Annotated in this window: 10 protein-coding genes; 1 reads left to right on the forward strand and 9 read right to left on the reverse strand. The window is 73.4% G+C overall.

Annotated features, from left to right (window positions below):
* Window positions 1-207 precede the first annotated feature (207 nt).
* The 3 genes from C2142_RS23710 to deoC are packed head-to-tail and all read right to left on the reverse strand — an operon-like array spanning window position 208 to window position 3,576.
* On the reverse strand, window positions 208-1,110 hold the full coding sequence (locus C2142_RS23710) for an aldehyde dehydrogenase family protein (protein ID WP_148644497.1): 903 nt from the start codon (window positions 1,108-1,110) through the stop codon (window positions 208-210).
* Entirely contained in the window at window positions 1,103-2,584 is a 1,482-nt protein-coding gene (locus C2142_RS23715) for an aldehyde dehydrogenase family protein (RefSeq protein WP_148644498.1), read from the reverse strand. The genes C2142_RS23710 and C2142_RS23715 overlap by 8 nt, the downstream gene beginning before the upstream one ends.
* Window positions 2,585-2,589: 5 nt before the next feature.
* Entirely contained in the window at window positions 2,590-3,576 is a 987-nt protein-coding gene (deoC, locus tag C2142_RS23720; protein ID WP_148644499.1) for a deoxyribose-phosphate aldolase, read from the reverse strand.
* A gap of 140 nt (window positions 3,577-3,716) precedes the next feature.
* Between deoC and C2142_RS23725 the strand changes: the two genes are divergently transcribed.
* Complete coding sequence (locus C2142_RS23725) at window positions 3,717-4,391, forward strand: PH domain-containing protein (protein ID WP_148644500.1); 675 nt, start codon at window positions 3,717-3,719, stop codon at window positions 4,389-4,391.
* A gap of 60 nt (window positions 4,392-4,451) precedes the next feature.
* Here the strand turns inward: C2142_RS23725 and C2142_RS23730 are convergent, their stop codons facing one another.
* From C2142_RS23730 to C2142_RS23755, 6 genes are all read right to left on the reverse strand, one after another.
* Window positions 4,452-6,176 carry a phospho-sugar mutase gene (locus C2142_RS23730; RefSeq protein WP_241002743.1) on the reverse strand — a complete coding sequence of 575 codons (1,725 nt, stop codon included), beginning with the start codon at window positions 6,174-6,176 and terminating at the stop codon, window positions 4,452-4,454.
* 130 nt (window positions 6,177-6,306) lie between these two features.
* The gene (locus C2142_RS23735) at window positions 6,307-7,128 is read right to left on the reverse strand and encodes a purine-nucleoside phosphorylase (RefSeq protein WP_148644502.1); all 822 of its coding nucleotides are present in this window, start codon (window positions 7,126-7,128) and stop codon (window positions 6,307-6,309) included.
* Window positions 7,129-7,254: 126 nt separating this feature from the next.
* Window positions 7,255-8,352: an NlpC/P60 family protein gene (locus tag C2142_RS23740; RefSeq protein ID WP_148644503.1), complete on the reverse strand. Its 1,098-nt coding sequence runs from the start codon at window positions 8,350-8,352 to the stop codon at window positions 7,255-7,257.
* A gap of 68 nt (window positions 8,353-8,420) precedes the next feature.
* Complete coding sequence (locus C2142_RS23745) at window positions 8,421-8,903, reverse strand: poly-gamma-glutamate biosynthesis protein PgsC/CapC (protein ID WP_148644504.1); 483 nt, start codon at window positions 8,901-8,903, stop codon at window positions 8,421-8,423.
* Window positions 8,900-10,420: a poly-gamma-glutamate synthase PgsB gene (gene pgsB, locus C2142_RS23750; protein WP_148644505.1), complete on the reverse strand. Its 1,521-nt coding sequence runs from the start codon at window positions 10,418-10,420 to the stop codon at window positions 8,900-8,902. Before pgsB ends, C2142_RS23745 begins: the two co-directional genes overlap by 4 nt.
* A gap of 12 nt (window positions 10,421-10,432) precedes the next feature.
* Entirely contained in the window at window positions 10,433-12,709 is a 2,277-nt protein-coding gene (locus C2142_RS23755; RefSeq protein ID WP_148644506.1) for a HAMP domain-containing protein, read from the reverse strand.
* Window positions 12,710-12,904: the final 195 nt, after the last annotated feature.

Consider the following 12,904-nt stretch of genomic DNA (forward strand, 5'->3'; position numbering starts at 1 on the left):
CGGTCGTTTCCGGTACGGACGATTCTGTCCGGCCCGCACCGGCGCCGGGAGCGCCGAAAGGCGGAACCGTCCGGAGACGAAAGTCGACGGACCCGCGCCAGGGGGGGGAGAGGCGCGGGTCCGTCCAATGACCGTCCGGGCCCTGGGGGGGAGAGGGCACTGGGGACGGCCAGCTTGTGGAGTTGTTACCGGTGGCCGACGGGGAGGTCAGATCCCCATCGGGTGCCAGACCGTCTTCGTCTCCAGGAACGAGAGTAGCCGGTCGGTACCGGGAGCATTGGTCCAGTCCTGGGCGAACGGGTCCAGCTCCGGACGGACCACCCTCTTCAGGGTATCCGCGGCGGCGGCCTCAAGCGCGCCCGCCGCGCCGGGACCGTCGGCCGCGATCGCCCCGGTGAGGTCCACCGCGTTGACGTCCTGGTGCGAGGCCAGGGTGGGCGCGATGTCGGCGGTCCGGCCCGAGATGATGTTGACGACGCCGCCCGGGACGTCCGAGGTGGCCAGCACCTCGCCCAGCGACAGGGCCGGCAGCGGGGCGTCGGCCGCGGCCGCGACCACCACGGTGTTGCCGGTGGCGATGGCCGGGGCGATCACCGAGACCAGGCCGAGCAGCGAGTGCCCGTAGCCGGCCTGCGGGGCGACGATCCCGACCACACCGGTCGGCTCCGGGGTGGAGAGGTTGAAGTACGGCCCGGCGACCGGGTTGGCGCCGCCCGCGATCTGGGCGACCTTGTCGGTCCAGCCCGCGTACCAGACCCAGCGGTCGATCGCCGCGTCCACCAGGGCGGCGGCCTTCTTCGGGCCGACGCCCTCGGAGAGCGCCACCTCGGCGGCGAACTGCTCGCGCCGGCCCTGGAGCATCTCGGCGACCCGGTACAGCACCTGGCCGCGGTTGTACGCGGTGGTGCCGGCCCAGCCCTTGACCGCCGCACGGGCGGCCACGACCGCGTCGCGGGTGTCCTTGCGGGTGCCGAGCGGGGCGTTGGCGAGCCACTCGCCCTTGGAGTCGGTCACCTCGTACACCCGCCCACTCTCGGAGCGCGGGAACTTCCCGCCGACGTACAGCTTGTAGGTCTTGAGGACATCAAGACGGCTCACGACATCAGACATCGAGGTAGGCCTCCAGACCGTGGCGGCCACCCTCGCGGCCGTAGCCCGACTCCTTGTAACCGCCGAACGGCGAGGTCGGGTCGAACTTGTTGAAGGTGTTGGCCCAGACCACGCCGGCCTTGAGCTTGCTGGCCATCCAGAGGATGCGCGAGCCCTTCTCCGTCCAGACGCCGGCGGAGAGGCCGTACGGGGTGTTGTTGGCCTTCGCGACCGCCTCTTCGGGGGTGCGGAAGGACAGCACCGACAGGACCGGGCCGAAGATCTCCTCCTGGGCGATCCGGTGGGCCTGGCTGACGCCGGTGAAGACGGTCGGCTTGAACCAGAAGCCGGTGCCCGGAAGCTCGCAGGCGGGCGACCAGCGCTCGGCGCCCTCGGCCTCGCCGGCGTCGGTCAGCGCGGTGATCCGGGCCAGCTGCTCGGCCGAGTTGATGGCACCGATGTCGGTGTTCTTGTCCAGCGGGTCGCCGACCCGCAGGGTGGCCATCCGGCGCTTCAGCGCGTCCAGCAGCTCGTCCTGGACCGACTCCTGGACCAGCAGGCGCGAGCCCGCGCAGCAGACGTGGCCCTGGTTGAAGAAGATGCCGTTGACGATACCCTCGACCGCCTGGTCGATCGCCGCGTCGTCGAAGACGATGTTGGCGGCCTTGCCGCCCAGCTCCAGCGACAGCTTCTTGCGGGTGCCCGCCAGCTGCTTGGCGATCGCCCGGCCGACCGGCGTGGAGCCGGTGAAGGCGACCTTGTTGACGTCCGGGTGCGCGGTGAGCGCGGCGCCGGTGCGGCCGTCACCGGTGACGATGTTGACGACGCCCTTCGGCAGACCGGCCTGGCGGCAGATGTCGGCGAAGCGCAGCGCGGTCAGCGGGGTGGTCTCGGCCGGCTTGAGCACGACCGTGTTGCCGGTGGCCAGCGCCGGGGCGATCTTCCACGCCAGCATCAGCAGCGGGAAGTTCCACGGGATGACCTGGCCGGCCACGCCCAGCGGCTTCGGGGCGGCGCCGAAGCCGGCGTAGTCCAGCTTGTCCGCCCAGCCCGCGTAGTAGAAGAAGTGCGCGGCGACCAGCGGCAGGTCGACGTCGCGGGTCTCGCGGATCGGCTTGCCGTTGTCGATCGACTCCAGGACGGCCAGCTCGCGGCTGCGCTCCTGGATGATCCGGGCGATCCGGAACAGGTACTTGGCGCGCTCGCTGCCGGGCAGCGCCGACCAGCCGGCGAAGGCCTTGCGGGCGGCGGCGACGGCGCGGTCCACGTCCTCGTCGGTGCCCTGGGCGAACTCGGCGAGCACCTGCTCGGTGGCCGGGTTGACCGTCTTCAGGGCCTCGCTGCCGGAGGAGTCGACGAACTCGCCGCCGATGAAGTGGCCGTAGGAGGTGGCGATGTCACCCGCGGCGGCGGGCGACTCGGGGGCCGGGGCGTACTCGAAGAGGCCGCCGCGCTTGGGGGCCACGGGCTCCTCGATGGTGTTCTTCTTGGCCATGGTGATCAGTCCACCGTCACGTAGTCGGGGCCGGAGTACCGTCCGGTGGTCAGTTTCTGACGCTGCATCAGCAGGTCGTTGAGCAGGCTGGAGGCGCCGAAGCGGAACCAGTGCGGGGTCAGCCAGTCGTCGCCGAGCGTCTCGTTGACCATCACCAGGTACTTCATGGCGTCCTTGGTGGTCTTGATGCCGCCGGCGGGCTTGACGCCGACCTGGACGCCGGTCTGCGCCTTGAAGTCGCGGACCGCCTCCAGCATCAGCAGGGTGACCGGCGGGGTCGCGTTGACGGCGACCTTGCCGGTCGAGGTCTTGATGAAGTCGGCACCGGCCAGCATCGCCAGCCACGAGACGCGGCGCACGTTGTCGTACGTCTGCAGCTCGCCGGTCTCGAAGATCACCTTGAGGTGGGCGGAGGTGCCGTCCGGGCGCCTGCACGCCTCCTTGACGGCGACGATCTCGTTGAAGACGTCCATGTACCGGCCGGAGAGGAAGGCACCCCGGTCGATCACCATGTCGATCTCGTCGGCGCCGGCCGCGACCGCGTCGGCGGTGTCGGCCAGCTTCACCGGGAGCGCGGCGCGCCCGGCGGGGAAGGCGGTGGCGACGGAGGCGACCTGGACGTCGGTGCCCTGCAGCGCGGCCTTCGCGGTGGCGACCATGTCCGGGTAGACACAGATCGCGGCGACCCGGGGGGTGGCCGGGTCGGCGGGGTCGGGGGTCCGGCCCTTCGCGCAGAGCGCGCGCACCTTGCCGACCGTGTCCGCGCCTTCGAGCGTGGTCAGGTCGATCATCGAGATGGCCAGGTCGATGGCGTAGGCCTTCGCCGTGGTCTTGATCGAGCGGGTACCGAGAGTGGCGGCACGCGCCTCCAGGCCGACCTGGTCGACGCCGGGCAGGCCGTGCAGGAAGCGGCGGAGCGAGGCCTCGGACGCCGCAACGTCCTGGAGACCGCTGCCCGCAACGCCGGGGGCATTGGCTGCAAGAGTGGACATAGTCACCAGACCAGCATATCTACGCGCGTAACATTGCGCTAGGCCCGGACCTTTTCGATGCCGGACCGAGATCTCCGAACCCCGTGTGCCCCGCTGGTCACCCCTGTAGATCGCGGGAGCCATACGGCAGAATCGTCGGCATGACCGAATCCGACGGCAAGCCCCACCAGGGCTCGGCCGGCTCCGACGGGGAGCCCGTGTACGCCGACCGCGTGTACCGCTCCATTCCCGGTGTGATCTCCGGTGTGCTGTTGTTGGCCGTGGCCGGGTGGCTGATCGGGGACGCGGCGCTCAACGGGACGGGGAAGACGCCGTACGTGGCACTGGCGGCGGTACCGGTGTTCGCCTTCCCGGTGATCGCCTACACGCTGCGGCCGGCCGTGCTGGCCAACGACCGGCGGCTGGTGGTGCGCAACCCGCTGCGGACGATCACGGCACCGTGGGCGTCGGTGGACGCGCTGCGGGCCGGGTACTCGGTGGAGCTGCTGGCGGACGGCCGGAAGTTCCAGGTGTGGGCGGTGCCGGTCTCGCTGCGCCAGCGCAAGCGGGCCAACCGGGCCCAGCAGCGCGGCGGCGTCGAGCACACCTCCCGGCTGGGGATGGTCGTGGGGCGCCAGCCCACCCCGGAGGTCCTCGGCTCGCCGGACTCGACCAGGGCCTGGTCCGACCAGGTGGTCGCGGTGCTCCAGGAGATGGCCGAGCGGAACGCGTCGAGCCCCGACGCGGCCGGGCCGCTGACCGTCCGCTGGTGCTGGTGGATCATCGCGCCGACGCTGGCCGGCCTGGTCGCGCTGATCACCGCGATCGCGGCCTAGGATCCACGACGACGAAAGGGCCCGCCGGTCGGCGGGCCCTTTCGTCGTGCGCGGGGTGCGTCAGACGTCGATCCCGGCGGCCGCGGCCAGGTCGCGCTTGATCCCGTCGAGCAGCGCGGCGGCGCGCTCGCGGGCGCCGGCCAGGTCGGCGGCGGAGGCCACCGGGAGGACGACCTCCAGGTAGCACTTCAGCTTGGGCTCGGTGCCGGACGGCCGGACGACGATCCGGGCCGAGCGGACGGCCTCGCCGGCCAGGTAGTAGCGCAGGCCGTCGGTCGGCGGCAGGTCGGCGGAGCCGGCGGTCAGGTCGTCCGCCTGGGTGACCTTCAGGCCGGCCAGCCCGGCCGGCGGCTGCTCGCGCAGGCGCCGCATCGCGTCGGCGATCAGCGAGAGGTCCTGCACGCGGACGGAGAGCTGGTCGGTGGCGTGCAGGCCGTGCTCCAGCGCCAGGTCGTCCAGCAGGTCGGCCAGGGTGCGGCCGGACTGCTTCAGCGTGGCGGCCAGTTCGGCGACCAGCAGGGCGGCGGTGATGCCGTCCTTGTCGCGCACGCCCTGCGGGTCGACGCAGTAGCCGAGCGCCTCCTCGTAGCCGTAGCGCAGGCCGTCGGCGCGGGCGATCCACTTGAAGCCGGTGAGCGTCTCGGCGTACCCGAGGCCGGCCGCCTCGGCGATCCGGCCGAGCAGCGTGGAGGAGACGATGGTGGTGGCGAAGGTGCCGGCGGCCTTCTTGGCGACCAGCGCCGCGCCGAGCAGCGCGCCGACGTCGTCGCCGCGGAGCATCCGCCAGCCGCTGCCCTGGCCGGGGCCGCCGGCGGCGTTGCCGTTGGCGGGGACGGCCACCGCGCAGCGGTCGGCGTCCGGGTCGTTGGCGATGACGATGTCCGGGCCGACCGAGGCGGCGGTGCGGAAGGCGAGGTCCATCGCCCCCGGCTCCTCCGGGTTGGGGAAGGCCACGGTCGGGAAGTCCGGGTCGGGCTCGGCCTGCTCGGCGACCACGGTGGGCGCGGGGAAGCCGGCCCGGCGGAAGGCGGCGACCAGGGTGTCGCGGCCGACGCCGTGCATCGGGGTGTAGACGACGTCGAGGTCGCGCGGGCTGTGCGGGTCCACGATCGAGACGGCACGGGCCAGGTACGCCTCGACGACGTCGTCGCCGACCACGTCCCAGCCGTCCTCGGCGAGCGGGACCTCGGCGAGCGAGCCGATCGCGTCGATCTCGGCGGCGATCCCGGCGTCGGCCGGCGGGACGATCTGCGAGCCGTCGCCCAGGTAGACCTTGTAGCCGTTGTCCTGCGGCGGGTTGTGGCTGGCGGTGACGGTGACGCCGGCGGCCGCGCCGAGGTGGCGGACGGCGAAGGCGAGCACCGGGGTGGGCAGGGCGTGCGGCAGCAGCGCGGCGCGCAGGCCCGCGCCGACCACCACGGCGGCGGTGTCGCGGGCGAAGTCGTACGACTTGTGGCGGGCGTCGTAGCCGATCACGACGAGGTCGCCGAGCTGTTCCTTCTTCACGTAGGCGACCAGGCCGGCGGCGGCCCGGATCACCACGGCGCGGTTCATCCGCATCGGGCCCGCGCCCAGCTCGCCGCGCAGGCCGGCGGTGCCGAACTGGAGCCGGCCGGAGAACCGCTCGGCCAGCTGGGACCAGGCGAGCGTGCTGTCCTCCTCGGCCTCCGGGCCCTCGGCCACGGCCAGCAGCGAGGTCAGCTCCTCGCGGGTCTGCGGGTCGGGGTCCTCGGCCAGCCAGGCCCGGGCCCGGGTGAGGAGATCGGTGGTGGGTGCCTGCGTCAAGGCCAGCTCCGTTGGGAAGTTCCGCAAGTGGGTGGGTGTGCGCATGCGGACGGGGCCCGCAGGCGGCTGTGATCCGCTGATCACAGCCGTCCGCGGACCCCGTCGCTCACGATTGTGAACCAGATCCGGGTCAGATCCGCTCAAGGACCTTCGCCAGCAGCGAGCCCATGCGCTCGGCGGAGGCCTTGCCGGCCTCCAGGACCTCGGCGTGGTTGAGCGGCTCGCCGGTCATGCCGGCCGCGAGGTTGGTGACCAGGGAGATGCCGAGCACCTCGGCGCCGGCCTCGCGGGCGGCGATGGCCTCCAGCGTGGTGGACATGCCGACCAGCTCGCCGCCGATCACCCGGGCCATGTTGACCTCGGCCGGGGTCTCGTAGTGCGGGCCGCGGAACTGCACGTAGACGGCCTCGTCGAGGGTGGAGTCCACCTCGCGGCAGAGGTCGCGCAGGCGCTTGGAGTAGAGGTCCGTCAGGTCGACGAAGTTGGCGCCGACGATCGGGGAGTCCGCGGTCAGGTTGATGTGGTCGCTGATCAGGACCGGCTGGCCGGGGACCCAGCCCTCGCGCAGACCGCCGCAGCCGTTGGTCAGCACGATGATGCCGCAGCCCGCGGCGGCGGCGGTGCGCACGCCGTGGACCACGGTGGCCACGCCGTGGCCCTCGTAGTAGTGGTTGCGGCCGAGGAAGATCAGGGCGCGCTTGTCGCCGATCTTCACCGAGCGGATCGTGCCGGCGTGGCCGGCCACGGCGGGGGCGGGGAAGCCCGGGAGGTCGGTGACCGGGAACTCTGCCACGGTCTCGCCCAGGGCGTCGGCGGCCGGCACCCAGCCGGAGCCCATCACCAGGGCGACGTCGTGGCGCTCGGCACCGGTCAGCTCGCGCAGGCGCGCGGCGGCGGCCTGGGCGGCGGCGTAGGGGTCGGCGGAGACGACCGACTGAGGAGATGCGTTCACACGTCGAGGATAGACGGGAAATGGCTACGCGCGTAGAAAATCCTGGTGCGACGTGCCGGATCGTTACCCGGATGGCGTGAAAGTACAGCTCGCGGGCCCCTTTCCACCCGTCCGCACGGGAGCAACCTACAGCCGCTTGGCGCTCCGCAGCCCCTTGGCGTACATGCCGTTGTCGTCCAGCCGCGCGGTGCCGCCCTTGTCGCCGAAGGTCGGGCCGTTGGCCTCCTCGCGGCTGGAGACGTAGCGGGGGTGGCCGTCGGTGTCCAGGCCGAGGTAGATGCCGGTGTGGTCGAGCCGGGCCCCGGTGCGCGCGTCGATCTCGAAGAAGACCAGGTCGCCGGGTTGCAGCGGGTCGATCGAGGCGGGCCGCAGGGTGGTGTCCGAGCCGGGCGCGGTGGTCAGCGGCAGCACCGGCACACCGGGCGCGAGCCGGGCCAGGCCGTTGGCGGTGCGCTGGAGGCCGTTGCCGGCGACGTCCTTGCTGAGCAGCGGGTAACCGGCGCGGTAGCCGTAGACCATCCGGACGAAGCCGGAGCAGTCGAAGGCGCCGTAGCGGGTCTTGTCGGGCTGCTTGGTGACCTTGTCGGCGAAGGTGTACGCGGTGCCGAGGTAGTCGAGGAAGTCGGTCTGCTCCAGCCGCAGGTCGTTGCCGGCCGAGCCGTTCGGGTTGAGCGGGCCGAACGAGGCGTCGCCCTTGATCCGCACGCCCTTGGCGTCCTTGCCCTCCGGCGCGCCCGTCAGGTACTGGGTGGCGATCGCCAGCACGTCGTCCGCGGTGGAGCCCAGGGACTGCTGGAACCAGGTGCGGAACCAGCCGTCGTTCTCCGCGCCGGCCTTCCAGGCCTGCGGCATCAGCCGGACCCAGCTGTCGCTGACCAGGGTGGCCGAGGTGGTGCCCGGCTCGGCGAAGGTGCGGCTCGGTCCGGCCAGGACGACGGTGCGGGCGCCGTCGGTCAGGGTGGCGACCACGCCGCCGCGGGCGTCCCGGACCACCGTGCGGTCCGGCCCGGCCAGCCGCTCGTACCGGTAGCCGGCGCCGGCCGCGGCGGTGCCCTGGGCGGCGGCCGGGCTCGGCGTGACGGTGGCGGCGATCAGCGGCGCGGTGCCGCCGGCCGCGGCGGGCTGCCCGTCGCGGTCCCGCAACTGGACGGTGAGGTACCCGCTGGCGGCCAGCAGGGTGACGGCGAGACCGCCGCTGATCAGGGACTTCCGGGTGACTGGCATGGGCGCTTCCTGGAGGGGGCGGGTCGGGGCCGGTCCGGTGGGAACCAGGGGCGGCCCACCGGTCGGTCCTACGTGCCGGGGAGGGCGCCGAGCAGCACGCCGGCGGTGAGGACGACGTAGTTGGCGAGCGTCACCGTGCTGGTGGCCATCAGGGTGGCGGCCCGCGGCTGGCGGACCAGCTGGTAGGCGATCAGGCCGGGGACGATGAAGCCGAGCGTCTGGTTGGCGTACAGGGTGGGCAGCTCGCGCTGGAGGACCAGCATCACGGTGGCCTGGAGCAGCACGCCGGTCAGCACCACGGCGGCGAACAGCCGCTTTCCGTAGAGGATCACCAGCTTCTGGACGACCCGGGTGGCGAGGTAGGTCAGCACCGTCACGCCGATCACGATGGCCACCCGCTGGAGGTCCTCGACCAGCGTGAGGGCCAGCCAGCCGGGGGTGATCATGCCACCGGGGGAGAGGTTGGTGGTCAGGTAGCAGACGAGGGAGAAGACCAGGCCGAGCGCGATGCCGATGGCGGCGATCTCGGGGGTGAGCTCGGTGGGGATCACTGCTGGTCTCCGTACGGGAAGGGGCGCTGCGGGCGGGCGGGGGCCGCGTCGAACCAGGAGTCGGGCAGCGGCTCGGGGACGTACACGGGCTGGGCGGCGGCGGGCCCGTCGTACGCGGGCCCGGGGTGGGCGGGCCGGGCGTACGCGGGTTCCGGGTAGTACGCGGGCCCGGGCTCGTCGTACGGCCGGTGGCCCGTGTCCGGCCGGTACGCGGTCACCGCGTCCGGCTCCTCGTACGGCTCCCCGAACGGCTCTGCGTGCGCCCCGTACGGATCGCCGTGCGGAGCCTCGTACGGCTCTTCGTACGGATCCCCGTACGGCTCCGCGTCCGGCTCGTCGTCGGGGGCCAGCCGGGCGAGCTCGTCCAGGAACAGCTCGCCCTGGCCGTGGATGTTGCCGATCGCGACCAGCGAGGAGTCCGGCCCGAGGCCGGCCAGCAGTTCCGCGGTGAGCGCCGCCGGGTCGCGCTTGTCGCCGCCGAGGTCGACCACCTGCCCGGACCAGCCCGCCGGGATGCCGTCCCGGGCGCTCTTGGTGGGGTGGCCGATCAGGAAGACGGTGTCCGGGTCGAGGTCCGGCACGATCTGGCCCATCTGGCCGTTGCGCTCGACGCGGTCCGGGCGGCAGTTGATCACCACGTTCAGCGGGCGGTTGATCGCGCCGAGGTCCTCCAGCTGGCGGACGTTCATCAGGGTGGACTCGGGGTCGTTGGCCGCGAACACGTTGGCGAACCGCAGCCGCTTGCCGTCCTCGGTGCGGTAGCGCTCGACCGAGAGGACGCCCGGGTCCGGCGGCGCCTGCCACATGCCCTGGAGCGCCGTCTGCCGCTCCACGCCGAGGAGCTCGGCGACGGCGAGGGCGATGGCCACGTTCTCCTTGAAGGTGAACCAGCTGAAGCCGCGCAGCTCCTCGTCGGTCACCGACTCCGGGTCGACCACGATCAGCTCGCAGTTCCGCCGGGCCGCCTCCTCGCGCAGGATGTGCGCGCGCTCCTGCTCGGCGGTGACGCAGACGCCGCCGAGCGGCATCGAGCGGGAGAGGGAGCGGGCGACGTCGTCCAGGGTCGGGCCCATCTCGGCGAGGTGGTCCTCACGGACGTTGCAGAGCACGCCGATGGTGGAGCGGATCAGCTTGGTCTGGTTGACCTCCTGGAGCGCCGGCATCACCGCCATGCACTCGATCACCAGGGCGTCCGGGCGGTAGGTGGCGGCGCGGCGGACGATGCCGATCTGCTCCACCACGTTGGCGATGCCGAACTTGCGGTAGACCGGCTCCTCCGTCGCGTCGGGGTGGATGAACCGGGCCGCGGTACCGGTGGTCTTGGCGACGGTGACCAGGTCGCCGCCGCGCAGCGCGCCCGCGCAGAGCCGGGTGATCGAGCTCTTGCCGCGGATGCCGTTGACCAGCACCCGGGTGGGGATCTGCTCCAGCGCCGCGAAGTGCCGGCGCTGCTCGACGATGCCCGCCACCAGCAGGACGGCGCAGCACACCAGCAGCACGAGGTAGAGGAAGAGCACGTGGAGGTCCTCTCAGCGGGCGGTGGTGGACGCGGCGGTGGTGGACGCGGCGGTGGTGGGCGTGGGGGCGGTGGGCGTGGGGGCGGTGGGCGTGCGGCGGCCGGGCGGGGCCTTGGCGGCGGACCCGAGGTCCTGCCGGATCAGCTCCAGGCTGCGGGCGACGGCGCCGACCTCGTCGTGGTGGACGGGGTAGAGCACGGTGCGGCGGTCCCCGGCGGCCAGCGCCTCGGCGCTCGCGGCGAGGCGGCGCAGCGGCAGGCCGACGGCGATGAAGAGCCAGCCGAGGCAGAGCGTGGCGGCGGCCAGGCCGAGCATGCCGGCCAGCACGGCGCGCCGGTCGGCCCGGTTCTGGTCGAGGTGGAGCCAGGCCACCGGGTGGGCGGTGACCACGGACCAGCCGAGCTTGGCGACGGTGCCGTTGCCGCCGAGCTGGGCGGCGGAGACCAGGGAGGGGTCGCCGCCGGTCCGCACGACATCGGCGGTGGGGCCCTTCTTGGCGTCGTCCAGGACGGCCCTGGCCCGGCCCTCGGGGAGGTCGCCGAACGAGCTGTAGCCCTCGTTGGCGGCGAGGACGCGTTGCCGGTCGTCGATCAGCCAGACCCGGCCGAGGCCCGGGCGGGTGAGCAGGGTGCTCAGGAAGTCGGTCTTGAACTCGCCGACCACCACCGGGCCCTTGGCCGCCTGGGCGTCGTCCCCCTCCGGCTCGGCGGGGGCGGCGGTGAGCGCCGCGCGGGCGGCGATCCGCGGCTCCTTGCCGGAGGTGTTGAGCAGCAGGACGCCGCCCGGGCCGACCGCCTCCGGCCCGGTGCGGTGCGGGGCCTCGCCGGCCTGGGCGAGCAGCTCGCCGCCGGCGCCGAGGACGTAGAGCGAGCGGTAGCGGTCGTGCTCGGCGAGGGTGGCCCGGAGCAGGGTCGTGGCCTGGCCGACGGAGGCGCCGGCGAGCGCGGGGGCGAGCGAGCGCAGGTCGGCGTAGCCCTCGTTGAGCGCCTGGCGGACCCGGTCGGCGGCGGTGTCGGTGCGGTCCCGCTGGCCGGCCACCACCTGGGTGGGGACGCGGACCTCGGTGTCGGAACCGCCGAGCAGGAGCAGCGGGCCGGACCAGCCGAGGATGACGACGGCGCACAGGGCGAGCGGCAGCGCGATCCCGGGGCGGCGCTTCGCCGCCGGGGCCTCGGCCGGCGGGCGGGCCGGGTCGAGCAGCTGGAGCCGCAGCTCCTCCAGGGCGCGGTTGATCCGGCCGGCCTCGCCGCGCCTGGGCCCGCGGACCGGCTGGTCCAGCTCGCCGCGGGTGAGCCGGCGGGCGTCCAGGAAGAGCCGGAGCAGGGGGCGTTGGAGGGTGCGGATCAGGAAGAGGGCCAGCAGCAGGGCGACCACCAGCAGCGCGCCGGCGGCGGCCAGGCCGAGGGCGGGGTGGCGCAGGCTGCCGGGCTTGCCGTCGACCGTGCTGGTGGAGACGACGGTGAGGCCGAGCGGGGTGGCCGGGTCGTGCCCGCCGGGGGTGGCGACGACCGCGTAGCCGGCCACCCGGCGCACGCCCTTGTCGTCGGGGCTGCCGGCCAGGCTGCCGGAGGCGGTCTCGCCGGGCGCGGGGCGCTGCCGGGCGGCGCGCTCCCGGGCGGTGGTGACCAGCCGCTTGTCGGGCTCGGCGAGCGCGGCGCCGGTGGAGTCCAGGACGGCGCCGGTGGCGTCGAGGACCTGGATGGTCTGTTCCTTGCGGGTGGCGATGCCGGGCAGCCGCAGGTTGTCGGAGGCGACCAGCAGGGCCCGGCCGTCCGCCTTGGTGGTCACCAGGGCGAAGGTGAGCAGCCGGGTGCCGGCGGTGGAGGGCACCAGCAGCGGCGCGGGTGCGGTGTCGGTGACCTTGCCGAGGTCGAGGCCGGCCAGCGGGACGGTCTCGCCGCGGGCGGCGAGCAGCCGGCCGGTGTCGGGCCGGACGATCACCGTGCCGCGCCACTTCTGGTACGCCTGGCCGAGCGCGGTCAGCACGGCCGAGGGCTCGGCGGGGGCGCCGTCGTAGCGGGCGGCGGCGCGGCGCAGGTCGGTGGCGCTCTCGTGGAGCCCGGCGCGGAGCGAGCCGGCGGTGTCCTCGGCGGCGAACTGGTGGGACTCGCGGACGGCCTGCGGGGTGTCGTCCACCCGCAGGCCCCCGACGGCGAGCGCGGTGATCGCGGCGACGGCCAGCAGCAGGATCAGCAGCAGGGCGATCGGCGGGCGGATGCCCCCGAGCAGTGGCATGTCGGCCCGTCGGCGGTAGCGGTGCTGCCGCGGCGGGTTGCTTGCCGTGCTCACGGGGGGCCTCGTCATCGGTTCGGGGGCTGCGGCGTGCCCGCCGCCCCCCGGAGCCCCGCCGCGACCTGTGGTCAAGCCTTGGTCAAAACCTGAAAAGCGTACGAAGTGGTTCACGAAATGCTGTCACGTTTGGGTATCGAAACGGAGAACCTTTGGGCACTCTCTGTGTGGATCATGGAAAAAGAGGCACGCAGG

Origin of the sequence: Streptomyces sp. CB01881, assembly GCF_002953255.1 — a bacterium.
GTDB lineage: Bacteria > Actinomycetota > Actinomycetes > Streptomycetales > Streptomycetaceae > Kitasatospora.

What these genes read in the sequence shown, in the direction of transcription:
- C2142_RS23710 (WP_148644497.1), bottom strand. Translation starts at nt 1,110, where the DNA reads ATGTCTGATGTCGTGAGCCGTCTTGATGTCCTCAAGACCTACAAGCTG.
- C2142_RS23715 (WP_148644498.1), bottom strand. Translation starts at nt 2,584, where the DNA reads ATGGCCAAGAAGAACACCATCGAGGAGCCCGTGGCCCCCAAGCGCGGC.
- deoC (WP_148644499.1), bottom strand. Translation starts at nt 3,576, where the DNA reads ATGTCCACTCTTGCAGCCAATGCCCCCGGCGTTGCGGGCAGCGGTCTC.
- C2142_RS23725 (WP_148644500.1), top strand. Translation starts at nt 3,717, where the DNA reads ATGACCGAATCCGACGGCAAGCCCCACCAGGGCTCGGCCGGCTCCGAC.
- C2142_RS23740 (WP_148644503.1), bottom strand. Translation starts at nt 8,352, where the DNA reads ATGCCAGTCACCCGGAAGTCCCTGATCAGCGGCGGTCTCGCCGTCACC.